Source organism: Pseudoalteromonas sp. R86517 (assembly GCF_042466295.1).
In the GTDB taxonomy this organism is placed as follows: Bacteria; Pseudomonadota; Gammaproteobacteria; order Enterobacterales; family Alteromonadaceae; genus Pseudoalteromonas; species Pseudoalteromonas atlantica.
On the sequence record NZ_JAXHCB010000001.1, the window covers coordinates 1,075,946 to 1,093,082 of the forward strand.

The 17,137-nt window shown below is 41.7% G+C and carries 11 protein-coding genes; 7 read left to right on the forward strand and 4 right to left on the reverse strand.

Going from position 1 to position 17,137, the window contains the following annotated elements; genetic code table 11:
• Window positions 1–206: 206 nt before the first annotated feature.
• On the reverse strand, window positions 207–965 hold the full coding sequence (locus tag SJY38_RS04835; protein WP_126007531.1) for a hypothetical protein: 759 nt from the start codon (window positions 963–965) through the stop codon (window positions 207–209).
• Between the two features lie 293 nt (window positions 966–1,258).
• Here SJY38_RS04835 and cysB point away from each other — a divergent pair, with 293 nt between their 5' ends.
• Complete coding sequence (cysB, locus tag SJY38_RS04840; protein WP_024032357.1) at window positions 1,259–2,236, forward strand: HTH-type transcriptional regulator CysB; 978 nt, start codon at window positions 1,259–1,261, stop codon at window positions 2,234–2,236.
• Between the two features lie 71 nt (window positions 2,237–2,307).
• On the opposite strand, the gene SJY38_RS04845 is transcribed toward cysB, so the two are convergent.
• From SJY38_RS04845 to pabB, 3 genes are all read right to left on the reverse strand, one after another.
• Complete coding sequence (locus SJY38_RS04845) at window positions 2,308–3,684, reverse strand: L-serine ammonia-lyase (RefSeq protein ID WP_004589403.1); 1,377 nt, start codon at window positions 3,682–3,684, stop codon at window positions 2,308–2,310.
• Between the two features lie 102 nt (window positions 3,685–3,786).
• Window positions 3,787–4,362 carry a CoA pyrophosphatase gene (locus tag SJY38_RS04850; RefSeq protein WP_186807292.1) on the reverse strand — a complete coding sequence of 192 codons (576 nt, stop codon included), beginning with the start codon at window positions 4,360–4,362 and terminating at the stop codon, window positions 3,787–3,789.
• 6 nt (window positions 4,363–4,368) lie between these two features.
• Window positions 4,369–5,715: an aminodeoxychorismate synthase component I gene (pabB, locus tag SJY38_RS04855; RefSeq protein WP_377109352.1), complete on the reverse strand. Its 1,347-nt coding sequence runs from the start codon at window positions 5,713–5,715 to the stop codon at window positions 4,369–4,371.
• Between the two features lie 169 nt (window positions 5,716–5,884).
• Here pabB and SJY38_RS04860 point away from each other — a divergent pair, with 169 nt between their 5' ends.
• The 6 genes from SJY38_RS04860 (at window position 5,885) to SJY38_RS04885 (ending at window position 17,095) form a co-directional block, all read left to right on the forward strand.
• A complete protein-coding gene (locus SJY38_RS04860; RefSeq protein ID WP_004589406.1) occupies window positions 5,885–7,411 on the forward strand; it encodes a fumarate hydratase in 1,527 nt (508 codons plus the stop codon).
• A 449-nt stretch (window positions 7,412–7,860) separates the two neighbouring features.
• The gene (locus tag SJY38_RS04865; RefSeq protein WP_377109353.1) at window positions 7,861–8,901 is read left to right on the forward strand and encodes a Glu/Leu/Phe/Val dehydrogenase; all 1,041 of its coding nucleotides are present in this window, start codon (window positions 7,861–7,863) and stop codon (window positions 8,899–8,901) included.
• 154 nt (window positions 8,902–9,055) lie between these two features.
• Window positions 9,056–9,694 carry a CatA-like O-acetyltransferase gene (locus tag SJY38_RS04870; protein WP_377110197.1) on the forward strand — a complete coding sequence of 213 codons (639 nt, stop codon included), beginning with the start codon at window positions 9,056–9,058 and terminating at the stop codon, window positions 9,692–9,694.
• Between the two features lie 355 nt (window positions 9,695–10,049).
• Window positions 10,050–12,938, forward strand: a complete 2,889-nt coding sequence (locus tag SJY38_RS04875; protein ID WP_377109354.1) for a two-component regulator propeller domain-containing protein — start codon at window positions 10,050–10,052, stop codon at window positions 12,936–12,938.
• Window positions 12,939–12,996: 58 nt separating this feature from the next.
• The gene (locus SJY38_RS04880) at window positions 12,997–13,821 is read left to right on the forward strand and encodes a M90 family metallopeptidase (protein WP_054983089.1); all 825 of its coding nucleotides are present in this window, start codon (window positions 12,997–12,999) and stop codon (window positions 13,819–13,821) included.
• 97 nt (window positions 13,822–13,918) lie between these two features.
• Entirely contained in the window at window positions 13,919–17,095 is a 3,177-nt protein-coding gene (locus SJY38_RS04885; RefSeq protein WP_377109355.1) for an amidohydrolase family protein, read from the forward strand.
• Window positions 17,096–17,137 lie beyond the last annotated feature (42 nt).

Here is a 17,137-nt window from a genome sequence, read left to right on the forward strand (position 1 = left end):
GGGTAAACATTTATTATTTAGTGTCTATCGCTCATGCCGCTGCGTTGTTATACCTTGCGTATCTATGTTGTGGTAAATGAGCGTTTATAATGTAGTTAGCGCTAGGTAGTGCCTCAAAATACGTTAGTATTTACCCATTGGTAAAAGCTTAACAGATACAAAAAAGCCCATAAATTATGTATGGGCTTTCTTTTGGGTATTTAAAATTACCATTTCTTTTTAGGTGCAAATAATACGTCTAAGTCATCTTGCTCTGCTTCTGCTTTTTTCTTCAAGGCAGTGGCATTTGATGCTTTTAGTTCGGTGCTTATTTCTTCTAAATAGGCTTCAACTTCTTGGCGTTTTGCGTTTACGTATTCATCAGAATAGGTAACGGCACTAAGTGTGGCATAGGCTTTTTCAAAATATTGCCTAGCAGAGCCCACCATGCTCGCTGAGCGAGCAGATAAACCGCGTTTAATTTGGCTTTCTATATTAATTCTGAGTTGTAACTTTTCTAGGCGTTTATCTTCTGCTGCAAATATTTGGCTATCTACACGGCCTTTACTGTGTTCAGAGCGCATAATAACTCTAAGCTTTTTTATGCCCTGAATTAACGAGACTAACTGCTTATCGTTACTTGGTAACGATAAATTGTCGCTGCTATTACCTTGTACTGCACCACTTAGCTTTTCTTTAGCTTCGTTCATTCTGCTTTTTAATGCTTTAGAATTAGGTGAATGGTTCACCATAGCGTTAAGTGCTTCGTAACATCTACGTTGTAAAACGCGTATAATGTTTTCAGAAAGCGGAATATTAGCGCTATTCATAAGTGCTTCTTCGGTTTCTTCAATTATCGCTTTTTGTTTTGTTAATTCTTTGCGACGTTCAATTTCTTGCTTTTCTTTATGCTGCTGTACAGCGCTTACCCACAGTGCAATCACTATCAGTGCCACTATAAGCACAATTATAATCGAAACGATCATGGCTTAATTCTCGGATTCATAATCTATTTTTTTATATTACATCAAATATATGCTTTGAGGGTAGCTTTGCGCTGATTAACTTAAAAATATGTTAAAAATTAGATATAAGAATAATGTATTATAAGTTGAACCTGAATAAACATCGCTATCTGCAGCGGGTTTATTATGCTAGCCTTAATGCTTAAATAATGAAAATATACGTGCTTACTTTGCCAAGTTTTAACTAAATTAAACTTGGTTTTGCTTAGTATTACCATCATATAAGCTTAATAATAACGTTAAAAACTGCAACCATGAAATTACAACAACTTAGATACATCGTAGAAGTTCAAAACCATAAGCTAAACGTATCAGCAACTGCTGAGAGTTTATTTACCTCACAGCCTGGTATATCTAAACAAGTGCGCATGCTTGAAGATGAGCTAGGTGTACAAATTTTTGGCCGCAGTGGTAAGCATTTAACGCATGTAACGGGGGCCGGCGAAGAAATAATTAACATTTCTCGCGAAATTTTATCTAAAGTCGAAGGTATAAAAGCGGTTGCTAATGAGCATACGCTGCCTGATCAGGGTAAACTAAATATAGCCACAACACATACGCAAGCACGTTATGCTTTGCCAAGTGTTATTCAGGGCTTTATGAAAAAATACCCAGCTGTTTCGCTGCATATGCATCAAGGTACACCACAACAGATTTCTGATGCAGCAGCGCGCGGTGATGCAGATTTTGCCATTGCAACTGAAGCACTTCATTTATACTCAGATTTAGTTATGCTGCCTTGCTATCATTGGAACCGCAGCATTGTGGTGGCAAAAGATCATCCTCTAGCACAAAAGGCCGACAATTTAACCGTTGCCGATATAGCGCAGTATCCGCTTATTACGTATGTATTTGGGTTTACTGGGCGCTCTGAGCTTGATAAAGCATTTAATGCGCACGGCCTTGAGCCGCACATTGTGTTTACTGCAACCGATGCCGATGTAATTAAAACTTATGTAAGGTTAGGGCTAGGTGTAGGTGTAGTCGCTTCAATGGCCGTTGATCAATTAAGTGACACAGATTTAGTGTGTATTGATGCCAGCCATTTATTTGAAGCTAGCACAACTAAAATTGGCTTTAGAAAGGGCAGTTTTTTACGTACTTATATGTATGACTTTATTGAGCGTTTTGCCCCGCATTTAACTAAAGAGCGAGTAGAGCGAGCAAGCTTATTACGTAATCAAGAAGATGTTGATGCGTTATTTGCCGACATAGAACTGCCGGTAAAATAGTAAGACTTTAACTATATAAATACTAAAAAACCGCGTATTGCTAAAATACGCGGTTTTTTGTTTTTATACGCTTAACATTCAATAATGTTTACCGCTAATCCACCGCGAGCGGTTTCTTTATATTTGGTTTTCATGTCGTTACCGGTATCGAGCATGGTTTTAATCACTTTATCAAGCGACACCTTTTGCTCGCCACTGCCACGTATTGCTAGGCGAGAGGCATTAATTGCTTTAATGGCGCCCATGGCATTGCGCTCAATACACGGTACTTGTACCAATCCGCCTACAGGGTCGCAAGTTAGGCCTAAATTATGCTCCATGCCTATTTCGGCGGCGTTTTCAACATGTACTACATTACCACCAACAATTTCGGTGAGTGCGCCGGCAGCCATTGAACAGGCAACACCTACTTCACCTTGGCAGCCTACTTCTGCGCCCGAAATAGAGGCATTTTTTTTGTATAAAATACCAATCGCCGCTGCGGTTAATAAATAGCGTGTGGCTATGTCGCGGTCCACTTCTTTAATAAATGTGTGGTAGTACATTAAAACGGCCGGCAATATACCCGCAGCACCATTTGTTGGCGCCGTGACTACGCGCCCACCTGCGGCATTTTCTTCATTTACAGCTAAGGCAAATAAATCCACCCAATCCATTGCTCTGAGTGGGTCATTACTCACTTCTACATTTAGCTTTAAATACAAACTAGGTGCACGGCGTTTAACTTTTAAACCACCTGGTAAAATTCCCTCAGTGCGCATGCCACGTTCAATACAGGCTTTCATTACTTGCCAAATATTAAACAGCTCGTCTTTAATATCGTCTTCTTTGCGCAGCGTTTTTTCGTTATGCATCATTAAAGTAGATACACTAAAGCCTGATTCTTTACACAGCTCTAGTAAATCTTTTGCACTTTCGAACGGGTAAGGAGCCGGGTTTTGTTCGCGTATATCAAGGGCTGCTTGTTTTTCGTTTTCAAATTCTTCATCGGTAACAATAAAGCCGCCGCCAATAGAGTAGTACACTTTGCTATATACTTTTTCGCCATTGTTTGAGGCAATAATTTCCATTGCATTAGAGTGCTTAGGTAAGGTTTTGCGGCGATGAAAAACAATAGCCCCTTGCTTAGGAAAGTTCGCTTTATGGGTTTGGTTGAGGTATATCACTTGCTCTTTTTCAATGGTGGCAAGGATATCGTCAACTAAATCGGCATCTATTGTTTCTGGGTCGTAGCCGGCAAGCCCTAATATAACGGCTTTACCAGAGCCATGGCCTACGCCGGTTTGACCCAGTGAGCCATAAAGCTCTACCTTTATATCGGTAACAGAGGTTAAAAGTTGTTGCTCTTGTAGGTCATTAACAAATAAGCGCGAGGCACGCATTGGGCCAACGGTATGTGACGACGATGGGCCAATACCAATGCTAAACATATCAAATGCACTGATCATACTATGGGTCTCTACTTTATTTACTCAGCCCGAAAGCTGTTCTTTGAACGGTCGAGTATCATAACGTTAATTCTATATTATGTAACTATTTGGCCGTAAGTTTTACACTGGTAGGGCAAGCTGTTTTGTAAAGTTTTTTATAATGCTAGCCGTTGCTCCCCACAGTAATCCGTGCGGTGTACTAAACCCTCGCAAGGTGATGGTTTTGCCAAAACGTTGAAAAGGAATGGGCTGCCAATTGGCCTCGTTTGAAAGCTGGGTAAGCGACAGTAAAAAGCTAGCTTGCACTTCATTATAATCGTTCTCCCATACTGTGTGTTCATCAAGTAAACCCACAAATGGGCTAATGCTAAAGCCAGTTAGGGTAGAGTATTGTGGCAGCTGCCCGAGCACTTTAACATTACTAGGCGCTATATTAAGCTCTTCGTGTAGTTCTCGAAGCGCTGTGGTGCGCAGGTGCTTATCGCTTTGCTCAAATTTACCGCCGGGTAAACAAATTTCCCCAGGGTGATGATGTAAATAAGTAGGGCGTTTGCACAATAAAATATGCGCGTGGTTATCAACATCAATAATAGGCAGCATAACCGCACTGGCACGCTTTTTACGGGTATCTTTTATTTGATTTGGCGCAGCAGTAGGGCTTAGCTGAAACCGCGCCATAATATGTTCACTATTCAAAGCGTTCTACTGTTTTAATAAAGGAAGTATTTTATTCACTTTATCGTATGTTTCTTGGTATTCCAATTCGACTTTAGAATCAGCGACAATACCACCGCCGGCCCAGCAATAAATGTGTTCGTTATGACAAACCAATGTACGGATTGTAATACTGGTGTCCATATTACCGCAGGCGCTTAAATACCCTATAGAGCCACAGTAAATACTACGCCTATGAGGCTCTAGCTCTTCAATTATCTCCATAGCTCTAATTTTAGGCGCGCCAGTGATTGACCCTCCAGGGAATGCTGCTTCAAGTTGATCAACACACGTTTTGCTCTCATCCAGTTCTGCCGTTACGGTACTCACTAAGTGATGCACTGCCGGAAAGCTCTCAATAGCAAAAAGTGAGGGCACCTTTACAGAGCCAGGTTTTGCAACCTTACCTAAATCGTTACGCAGTAAATCAACAATCATTACATTTTCTGCGCGGTCTTTGGATGAGTTTTCAAGGGCTCTGGCTTGCTGTTGGTCGGCGATTGCGTCGGCCATGCGTGGCAAAGTGCCCTTGATAGGTTTTGTTTCAACTATATTGTCGTGAATTGCAATAAAGCGCTCTGGCGATATTGATAAAATGGCGCCACGTGGGTGGTTAATAAAGCTAGAAAATGGCGCTTTATTAGCCTCACGCAATACTTTGTAGGCTTGGAAAGGGTCGCCTTTAAAACCGGCACTAAAGCGCTGTGCTAGGTTGATTTGATAGCAATCACCACTTTTTAAATAATCTTGTATTTGCGCAAATTTGTCAGCGTATTCATGTTCACTCATATTTGAGTGCCAATCGCTGGTGAGCGAAAACTGTGCAGGCGCTACATCGGTTGCTAAATATTGCTGGTAAAGCGCTAAACGGTTCACCTCAGGTTGGGAAACGTAAAACCAGCTTTGCTGGTGTTTATCAAATATCAGCGCATCTAAATAAAGGCCAATGGCCATTTGTGGCAACGTTATATCGTGTTTTGCCGTGCGTGGCATGTACTCAATAATACGCCCTAAATCGTAACCAAAATAACCAAGCCAGCCGCCATTAAAAGGCAGGTTATTAGCGGCTTTTTGCGCGCTAAGTTTACTTAGTTCATCGTTCATTATTGTAAAGGGGCTACGCGAGTCAAGCTGCTGATTAAATACGCTTTGATTGTTGTTTACTTCTAAAATAGCGTGAGGCTCTATCGCAATAATATCAAAGCGACTATTTATGTGCTCGCTATTGGCTGAGTCTAGTAATACGGCATAGGGTAAATGCGCAAAATGCGCGAAAACATCAATGCAGTTTTGTGTTATGGCTAATTTTACACAATTTTTTTCATTGTTTAGCATTTACTGCCCCTTTAAGAACTGGCTCGAAACGGGCTGGGAGGGTATCATAAGTCAAATTTTTTTGGCAGCGTTTAGTATCAAATCTACGTTGTAATTAAAACAGTGCAAACCACCGTCACCGGTTTGGTATAGATTACGCTTAAGCGTAACGCTAACTTAAGGAACCACTATGAGTACAATCCGTCAGCAAGACTTTATTGATAGCATTGAAGATGCGTTGCAATATATCTCTTTTTATCACCCCCTTGATTTTGTTCAAGCGCTAGAAAAAGCCTACAACAAAGAACAAAGCAAGGCTGCAAAAGATGCAATCGCGCAAATTTTAATTAACTCGCGTATGTCGGCTGAAGGCAAGCGTCCATTGTGTCAAGACACGGGTATTATTACCTGTTTTGTAAAAGTAGGGATGGATGTTAAGTGGGATAAAACAGATTTAACCGTACAACAAATGGTTGATGAAGGCACACGTCGCGCATATTTAAATCCAGATAACCCACTACGCGCTTCTATTGTAGCTGACCCTGCTGGCACACGTAAAAACACTAAAGATAATACCCCTTCAGTTGTACACATCGATTTAGTGGCGGGCGGCGAAGTAGAAGTAATGGTTGCAGCGAAAGGCGGCGGCTCAGAGAACAAAAGTAAAATGGTTATGCTAAACCCATCTGACGATGTAGCTGCATGGGTAGAAAAAACGCTACCGACAATGGGCGCTGGTTGGTGCCCGCCAGGCATGCTAGGTATAGGTATTGGCGGAACCGCCGAAAAAGCAGCGGTAATGGCAAAAGAGTCGTTAATGGACCCGGTTGATATTCATGAATTAATGGAGCGCGGTGCAGAAACAACGGAAGAAAAACTGCGTTTAGAAATTTTTGAACGTGCTAACAAACTAGGTATTGGCGCGCAAGGTTTAGGTGGTTTAACAACGGTTGTTGATATTAAAGTAAAAACAGCGCCTACGCATGCAGCATCAAAACCTGTTGTGATGATCCCTAACTGTGCAGCTACGCGCCACGTACACTTTACACTAGACGGCTCAGGCCCTGCAGATTTAAAAGCGCCTAAGCTAGAAGACTGGCCAGAAGTGACATTTGAAGTAGGTGAAGGAACTCGCCGTGTTAATTTAGATACGTTAACTAAAGAAGACACCCGCGAGTGGAAAATGGGAGAAACTGTTTTACTCTCAGGCACTATTTTAACAGGCCGTGATGCTGCTCATAAACGCTTACAAGATATGATCAATTCAGGTGAAGGTTTACCTGAGGGCGTTGATTTTGATAATAAGTTTATTTATTACGTTGGCCCAGTTGATGCTGTAGGTGATGAAGCTGTAGGCCCTGCAGGCCCTACTACCGCAACACGTATGGATAAATTTACCGATATGATGCTAGAAAAAACCGGCATTGTAGGCATGATAGGTAAAGCTGAGCGTGGTCCTGCTACAGTTGAGTCGATTAAAGAGCATAAATCGGTTTATTTAATGGCTGTAGGTGGTGCGGCATACTTAGTATCTAAAGCAATTAAAAAAGCACGCGTGGTTGCCTTTGAAGATTTAGGTATGGAAGCAATCTACGAATTTGAAGTAGAAGATATGCCAGTTACGGTTGCTGTAGACAGCGAAGGTGCTAACGCACACACGCAAGGCCCTGCAATTTGGAAAGCTAAAATTGAAGAGCTAGACGGCAAGCTTAAATAAAGGTTTATGTAATCTAATTACAAAGCGAGCTTAGGCTCGCTTTTTTTGTATTTGTTTTATGAAATATTAAAAAAGCGCAAATTACCCTTCAAATAAACACCTCAGACCAGTTGTGGTAAATCTGCTTTTTTCTTCATAAACCTATACACTGTGCGCCTTTGCTGGGAGGGGAGCTGTGTAATACAAGGTTTACACTTAGCATTACCTTTACGTTTACGTAAATGTGGGGGCGCTTTTTAACGGTGTTGTTAGCTTTAAACTTAATTTATATGCCTTTTGTTGAATTTTATATCCATATTTTATTGTTATTTAGATTTATTAATTCACAAGGCTTGCTTTTTACGGGTTTAACTTCTCATTATGTGGCACCCTTAAAAATGAAGTGGTAAAGTTTCGTCAATTTCCAGCGCTCATCCCTCTCACGGGTAAACTATTTTGGAGTAATTACAGTGGCTGTGTTTAATCAAGCTGAATTTGATAACCACGAACAAGTGGTTTTTTGTTCTGACGAAGCGTCAGGTTTAAAAGCAATTATTGCCGTACATAATACTAACCTTGGCCCTGCTGTTGGTGGTTGTAGAATGTGGGACTATGCCAACGATGAAGATGCCGTTTACGATGTTTTACGTCTCTCAAAAGGGATGACCTATAAAAATGCGGTTGCTCGCCTACCGTTTGGTGGTGGTAAATCAGTTATTATTGGCAATGCAAAAGAGATTAAATCAGAGCAGTTATTTCGAGCTTTTGGTCGTCAATTAGAGCGATTGAATGGCCGTTACTATTCTGCCGAAGATGTAAACATTACATGTGATGACGTTGCATTAATGAATAAAGAAACGAATTATGTGTTGGGCTTGGAAGGGAAAAGCGGTAACCCGTCACCTTTTACAGCTTACGGTACGTTTTTAGGAATTAAAGCGGCATTACAGCACCAACGTGGGCATCAAGATTTTGCGGGCATTAAAGTGGCTGTACAAGGTTTAGGTGCAGTCGCCTATGGTTTATGTAAGCATTTAGCTCAAGCTGGTGCAAAATTATTTGTAACAGATATCAATCAAGATGCTGTAGAGCGGGTAGTAAATGACTTTGGCGCTACGGCGGTGGGTATTGATGAAATTTACGACCTTGATGTTGATGTATACGCACCTTGTGCATTAGGTGCCACCATTAATGATGAAACCATTGCACGTATTAAGGCAACCATTATTGCTGGGTGTGCTAATAATCAGCTAGCGCAGTCTCGTCACGGTGAAGTACTTCGTGCAAAAGGTATTTTGTATGCACCCGATTACGTTATTAACGCTGGTGGCATTATTAATGTGTATTACGAAACTGCGCCACAAGGCTACAGTGAGGCGGCGTCTAATAAACATGTTGAAGGTATTTTTGATACCTTAACCGAAATATTCACCCGTAGTGAAAAAGAGCAAAAATCAACGCACTTGATTGCCGATGAGTTAGCGCAAGAGATAATTCAAAACGGCCTGTAAATTTACCCGTTTATTTAAACTAAGGCGTACAGTGGTACGCCTTTTTTGTTTATACTCTGTGGCGTGGTAATTTTTGTGGCCAAGACCCTTATGGCAATCCGGCCTAATCGTTAACGACAAGCTTATGGATATTATGACTGATATAAACGCCTTAATGGAGCCCATCGACCTTGATACATGGCCTCGCCAACAACACTTTGAATTATTTAAAAACTTTACCCAGCCATATTTTAATGTGTGCGTAACACTTAACGCCAAGCCTTTATTTGAATATTGTAAACAAAATAAACTGTCTTTTTTTCAAGCATATGTGCATGCCACATTAAAAGCTTGCCACGCTTATAACCCGATTATGCTAAGAATTATTAATGACCGTCCATGGCGATTAAAGCAAGTAAGAGCCAGTGTGGTCGAGCTTGCTAGCGATGATTCGTTTATATTTAGTTACTTTAATTATTCGCCTTGGCTTGAAGAATTTGCTCAGCACGCCACTGCGATAAGCGCCAATGCTAAATCTCAACCGTTATTTTCTCAGGCGTTTAATCAAACCGAAGGGCAGGCCGATTTGATACATATATCGGTTTTACCTTGGCTTAATTTTAGTAGTTTTTCGCATGCCTTTAGTGAAGGAAAAAGCTTAGGTATTCCTAAATTTGTGTTTGGCCAATACGATAAAACCACGGGCCTAATGCCGTTTTCGATTGATGTGCATCATTCGCTAATGGACGGTTTACACGTCGCAGCGTTTATACACGTATTACAAAACAATATCGACGACTTTTGTAAATGTTAATTGAATTTAGTTAATGCAATGTATTTATTTGCTATGGTAGTATTTTTAGTTAGATAGGCGATATAAGTTAATTTGTAACGATTAGCTGATACGTTTACGACATTAAGTTTTAGCGACTTATTTAAGGTGCTTTTTAGCACGTATTATTAGTTGTTTACGCTATTGTTTAGTTTTAATTAACGCGCTTTTAGCGCTTAAATAAACCCTAGTGTATTCACCCAATGCGTATAGGGATTTTAACGCTTTGTTGGAGCGCACAATTTTGGTGTGCTCAGTGCCAAGTAAATTCTTTCCTACTCCTTTTAAATAACGATAAAACGCTTACACACAAGTAAAAGAATAACTAAGGCAGTTGATGATGAGACAATTAAGCATTTTATGTTCTTTTTTCGTCATGTTTTTATGTGAAGCCCAAGAACAAACCCGTTTACCGTTAAGTGATTATTTTTCTGAAACATGGAATACCCGCTCTGGATTGCCCCACAACAGTATTAATAGCGTTACGCAAACCCAAGATGGCTACTTATGGGTTGCTACATGGGAAGGTTTGGCACGTTTTAATGGCCAAGAGTTTACAATATTAACCCGTGCTCATATTAATAACTTACCCGACTCGGGTTTAAGGGCACTCACTCCCACAAATAGTGGTGGGTTATACATAGCGGGGTCGCGCGGAGGAATTAGCTTATATCAACATAGGCAGTGGGATACCAAGCGATCAGCATCAACCATGGTTAATCATTTAATTGAAAGTGCTGATCAAAGCCTATGGTTAGCTCTTGAAAACGACGGCGTGTTTTATCGTGAACATAACAGCGATACCGACCTTGCGATTATTAAAAATGTGAGTGCTTATCGCGTTATAGAAGATCACGATGGGGTTATTTGGGCAGCAACCAGTGCAGGCCTTTATAAAATACACAACAAAATACCGACCTTAATGACGCCACACTTTGGTTTACCAAATGCACCTGTCTATAACTTATTAATTACCCGTGGTGGCTCGCTTATTGTGGGAAGCGAAAAAGGCGCGTGGATCAAAACCAATGCGCAGTTTCAGCCGATACATGAAAAGCTTAGCAATGAATCTATTTCTAGCTTACTAGAGGATAACCATGGAGACTTATGGTTTGGCACAATTAATAAAGGGGTGTTTAGGTTATCGCCTGATGGCGTAGAGCAGTTAGATGCCAATAACGGATTACCCGCCAATCGTATTTTATCTTTGTTACAAGATAGAGAAAACAGTATTTGGATTGGCACTAACGCCGGGTTGTTTCGCCTGCGTGAGTCGCCGTTTTCATCGTGGACCCAAAAAAGAGGTTTAGCGGGGGATTATACCCGCACAGTGCTTTCTCACTCCGATGGCAGTTTATGGGTGGGGGGAAGCTCTGGCTTAAATATAATAAAAAATAATCGCGCTACCTTGGTTTCAGGCTCTAAACAAAGCAGTCCTTATTCTGTGCTCAGTTTACACGAAGCACCCGACGGTAGTGTGTGGGCAGGTACGTATACCTCAGGTGTTTTAAAAATAGTTAATAATACCTTTACGCCGTTTATTAATCGTAGCACTGGCCTTGGAAGTAACGAAGTAAGGGCTTTATTATTTGATTCTAAAAACCGTTTGTGGATAGGCTCTGCTATGGGGCTGACGCGCATCAATGAAGATGGCAGCTTAAATCAATTTACAAATAAAAAAGACTTACCAAGTGGGTTTGTACTTGCACTCAGTGAAGATAACGCAGGCAATATTTGGGTAGGTACCGGCAATGGGGTGGTGGTATTTGATATTGTTAGTGAGCAATTTACAACGGTTGAATTCCCTCGTGAGTTTTCTGCGCAATATGCGTTTGGGTTTTATATTGATGATACCTATACCTGGATGGCCACAGATAGAGGCTTAGTACGCTATGAGCTAACAAGCGGAAAAATGGCCATGCTTGGCTTAGAGCAAGGTTTACCTATCGATAAACTATTTCAAGTGGTGCCGCACAATGGCTCATTTTGGCTCTCGAGCAACCGCGGAATTATTCAAATCGATAAAAATCATATACAGCAAATCCTCGACGCTCCCGCGAGCGCTAAAGCACCCGTGCTTAACTATCAACTGTATGATGAAGGCGATGGTATGTTAAGTGCACAGGCTAATGGAGGTTCAACCCCTTCGGCTGTAACGCACAACGATGGGAGTATTTGGTTTGCAACCGCAAAGGGGGTGAGTACCGTAAAACCAGCGCGCTTACAAGCATCAACGCAAATTGCGCTGCCGACCATTATTGAAAATATTTTTGTAGATGGTAAGCCTATTGCGCTTCCGCTTAAAGGAGAGTCGGTATTTTTGCCACCTGGGGTATCGCGTTTATCGTTTCATTATGCAGGGCTGAGCTTTATTATGCCGCAGCGATTAAATTTTCAAACCCAATTAAAGGGTTTTAACGATAAATGGGTTAATCGCCAACATATGACCGGTGCTGAGTACACTAACTTACCGCCTGGGGAATATACCTTTATGGTACGAGCAAGTTACCCTAACGCACAGTGGCAAGATAATCAGCAAGCTGTAAATATTGTAATTCAGTCATTTTTTTGGCAAAAACCGCAATTTAAGTTTGCAGTATTTGTATTATTTTTAATGGTTATTTTTGCTATATACAAATACCGTTTATATCACTACAAAAAAATAGAAATAGAGTTGACTAATCGCGTAGAAAAACAAACCCAAGACCTACAAACGCAAGCCAATGCGTTTGCGTACCAAGCAACGCACGACCAACTTACCGACATGCCTAACAGGCGTGCTTTTGATAGCTGGCTTGCCCATAACTTTGCCACTTACAAACAGCAAAACCGGCCGCTAGCCATAGCTATACTGGATATTGATCACTTTAAGCGGATTAACGATAACTGGTCGCATATTATTGGCGACAAAGTGATTTGTACTATTGCAGAGCTGCTTAAAAATGGCTGCCAAGAAAACCAGCATATAGCACGCTGGGGCGGTGAAGAGTTTACAATTGTTTTTGCAGATAAAACCGCCGGCGAAGCAAAAATCATATGCGAAGCACTGCGCGAGAGCATTGCACAGCATGACTTTTCGGCCATTGGTGAGGGGTTAAGTGTAACAGCCAGTTTTGGCTTGTCTGACTCAACCAACGTCGGTGATTACGACCGCCTTTTATCGCGGGCAGATCAAGCATTATACAAAGCTAAAAATAGCGGACGAAATTGCACAGAAATTATCTGATTGAAAATGAGTGCATGCGCACATATTAATAAGAGACTAACTTATTTTGGATGTCCCCATGATAAACGGGCTACTCATTTTTGCTTTGGCTATTTTTGTTGTAATTTATTGGCGCTGGCAGGCACTACAAAACTGGCTTTGGAATAAAAAATATAAAAACGCGGTTTTAAACTCTCAACAAAAAGAAATACTCCTTCGTTGCATGCCTATCTATAAAAAGATGACGGATAACGACAGAGCCAAGCTTGAGCGCCACATAATATGGTTTTTAAATGAAAAGCGCTTTTTAGGACGAGACGGACTAAAGCTAACCCCCGCCATGAAGCTGATAGTTGCTGCCGATGCCTGTGTGTTAGTGCTTAATAAACCGTGGCCACTTTATAAAAACGTGAAAGAAATTTTACTCTACCCCAGTGCGTATTATGCGCCGCAATCTACACGAGATAGTGCTGGGCTGGTTAGTTACCACAACGCGGTACGCTTAGGTGAGTCGTGGCCTGGTGGCACGTTAGTGCTAAGTTGGCACGATGTACTTGAAGGCAACCGTTTACCAAGCGATGGCCATAATTTAGTGTTTCATGAATTTGCCCACCAGTTAGACCAAGAAACCGGAAAAACCACTGGCACTCCATTATTAAAAAACCCCAATGCTTATAAAGAGTGGGCCCGAGTGTTTAGCCGTGCCTTTGTGCAGTTAAAAAGTCATGTTGCTTATAACATGCCTCACGTTATTCATAGTTATGGGGCAACCAATGAAGCTGAGTTTTTTGCAGTACTCACAGAGACCTTTTTAGAAAAGCCGGCGCAGCTTAGGCAGCACGACCCTGAAATTTATAGAATGCTGGTGGATTACTACCAATTTGACCCCATAGTTTGGCATTAATTTTTGGTACTTGGTCTGATAACGCTGGCAAGTTAGCGTTGTTTTTGTTGCAATCGTGTTAGAGAGTTTAACTGCAATAATAACAAGCGAGAAATGCATGAAAAAAATGCTTCACACTGCACTGGCTTTATCAGTCGCCCTTGCAATAGGTCAGCTGCACGCAAACGAAGAGCAAGAAAAGTGGCAGGTAGACTCACCAAAAGGTGAGTTTGTAGATGCAACCATTAGCACAGAGCAAGGCACATGGATGAACATTGATGTTAGTCCTGATGGCAACACGCTAGTGTTTGACTTACTTGGCGACATTTACACTATGCCTATAAGCGGAGGTGAAGCAACTAAACTCACCTCAGATATTGCTTGGCAAATGCAGCCTCGCTTTAGCCCCGATGGGAAACACATTGCGTTTACCTCAGATCAAGGCGGTGGTGATAATATTTGGGTTATGGATGTTGATGGTAGCAATCAACACGCTGTGACTGACGAAACCTTTAGACTTTTAAACAGCCCCGCATGGAGCCCTGATGGCGACTACCTTGTCGCACGCAAACACTTTACCGCTAGTCGCTCACTCGGGGCTGGAGAAGTGTGGCTTTACCACAAAGCGGGTGGTAAAGGTGTTCAGCTTACTAAACGTGAGAACGACCAAAAAGACTTAGGTGAGCCAATGTTCTCACCAGATGGGCGCTATGTTTATTTTTCTCATGATGCGACGCCAGGTAAAACTTTTCACTACTCTAAAGATTCTGTTGCCGGTATTTATAAAATTAAGCGCTACGATAGAGAAACAGGCGAAATAGAAACCATAATACAAGGCATGGGCGGTGCAATAAGACCCACACCTTCACCTGATGGTAAAAAGCTTGCCTATATAAGACGTGATGACTTTCAAACAAGCTTGTACTTATACGACCTAACCAGTGGCGAGCACACCAAGCTTTATGGCAAGCTTGAACGCGATATGCAAGAAACCTGGGCTATTCATGGTGTGTATCCGACCATTGCGTGGACCCCAGATAACGAAGAACTGGTGTTTTGGGCTTCCGGTTCAATACATAAAATTGCTGTTGATGATAAAGCTGTTGCGCGTGTTCCCTTTAAAGTAAACACCAGTAAAAAAATACAAACCGCGGTACGCTTTACTCAAAATTTAGATACCGATGAGTTTGATGTAAAAATGTTGCGCAACGTGCAGGTTAGTCCCGATGGTGAAACTGCGATTTTTGAAGCATTAGGTTATATTTATAAACGCGATTTAGACTCTGGTAAAATTAAGCGCTTAACCAAACAAACTAATCATTATGAGCTGTTCCCGCAGTACTCCCGCGATGGTAAAAAGATTGTTTACACCACGTGGAGTGATACTAAGCAAGGTACTGTGCGCGTTGTCTCTGCTCGAAACGGGCGCGGCGAGGCGATAACCCGTGAGCCGGGTAAATACGTTGAGCCTACTTTTAGTCCTGACGGCAAAACAATCGTTTATCGTAAAGCCACCGGCGGAAGTATTTTAAATCCTAAGTGGTCACTTAACCCAGGTATTTATAAAGTAAGCGCAAAAGGGGGAGAGAGCGAGCTTATTTCTAAAAGTGGTTATCAACCTCAGTTTGGTAGCGCCAATGACCGTGTATTTATCATGAGCCCTTGGCCTAAGCCTACCTTAAGTGTTGTGGAGCTTGAAACTAAAAACGTTCGTAAACTTTACGAATCAGAGCATGCGACTGAATTTCGAGTCTCACCTGATGGTAAATACTTAGCGTTTGCTGAGCGCTTTAAAGTATTTGTTACCCCGCTGGTAGAAAGCGGCTCACCTATCACAATAAGCCCTAAAGATAACCAGTTTCCTATTGAGCAGTTATCTGTGCGTGCGGGTGAAAATATAAGTTGGAGTGCTCAAAGTAACACTCTCTACTGGAGCTTAGGGCCCGAGCTATACCATGCAAGCCTTGATGGTATGTTTGCTATTGATAAAGCCGATGATGCCGATTTTAAAGTAAAAAGCGGTGAGAATATTAGCTTTAGTAAAAAAATGGCTGCACCAAAGGGCATGATTGCGCTAAAGGGCGCCAACATTATTACCATGAAGGGTGAGCAAGTCATTGAAAATGGTGTCATCATCACAGACGGTAAACGCATAAAAGCGATTGGTAGTGCTGATGAGGTAACGATCCCCAAAGGGGCTGAAATTATCGATGTAGCAGGTAAAACAATTATGCCTGGGATTGTTGATGCGCATGCACATGGCTCACAAGCCAGCGATGAAATTATTCCTCAGCAAAACTGGAAAAACTATGCTGGTTTAGCATTAGGTGTCACAACAATTCATGATCCATCAAACGATACCTCTGAAATATTTACCGCCAGTGAAATGCAAAAAGCCGGCATGATTGTCGGGCCACGTATTTTTTCTACCGGCACCATTTTATATGGAGCAAATATGCCTGGTTACACCTCGCATATTGATTCGCTAGATGATGCTAAATTTCATTTAGAGCGTCTTAAAAAGGTTGGGGCGTTTAGTGTTAAATCGTACAACCAGCCACGCCGTGAGCAGCGCCAACAAGTTATTGAAGCAGGGCGTGAGCTTGAGATGATGGTTGTGCCAGAGGGCGGCTCACTGCTACAACATAACTTAAGTATGGTTGTTGATGGACATACGGGGATTGAACACTCAATTCCGGTTGAGCATATTTACGATGATATAAAACAATTATGGTCGCAAAGTGATGTTGGTTATACCCCAACGCTTGTTGTCGCCTATGGCGGAATTTGGGGAGAAAATTACTGGTACGATAAAACGGATGTGTGGAATCACCCGCGTTTAAGTAAGTTTGTGCCTAAAAATCAGCTGTTGCCACGTGCTATGCGCCGAGTAAAAGCGCCCGATCATCACTATAACCACTTTAATAACGCCCGTGTTGCTAAAGAGCTGCAAGATTTAGGTGTACTGGTAAATTTAGGTGCTCACGGACAACGCGAGGGCTTAGGTGCACATTGGGAAATGTGGATGTTTGCTCAAGGCGGTATGAGTTCACTTGAAGCAATTAGAGCCTCTACGCTTGACCCTGCTAAATACTTGGGGCTTGATAAAAATATAGGCTCGCTAGAAGTAGGTAAGCTTGCCGATTTAATTGTTATTGATGGCGATCCGCTGAAAAATATTCGCGATTCAGATAAAGTCGATTACACCATGATCAATGGGCGCTTATTTGATGCAAGCACAATGAACGAAGTGGGTAAAAAGCAGCGAAAACCACTTTATTTTGAAAAGCTATAATTGTAATACACGTTTAAAAAGCGGCTATTAGCCGCTTTTTTT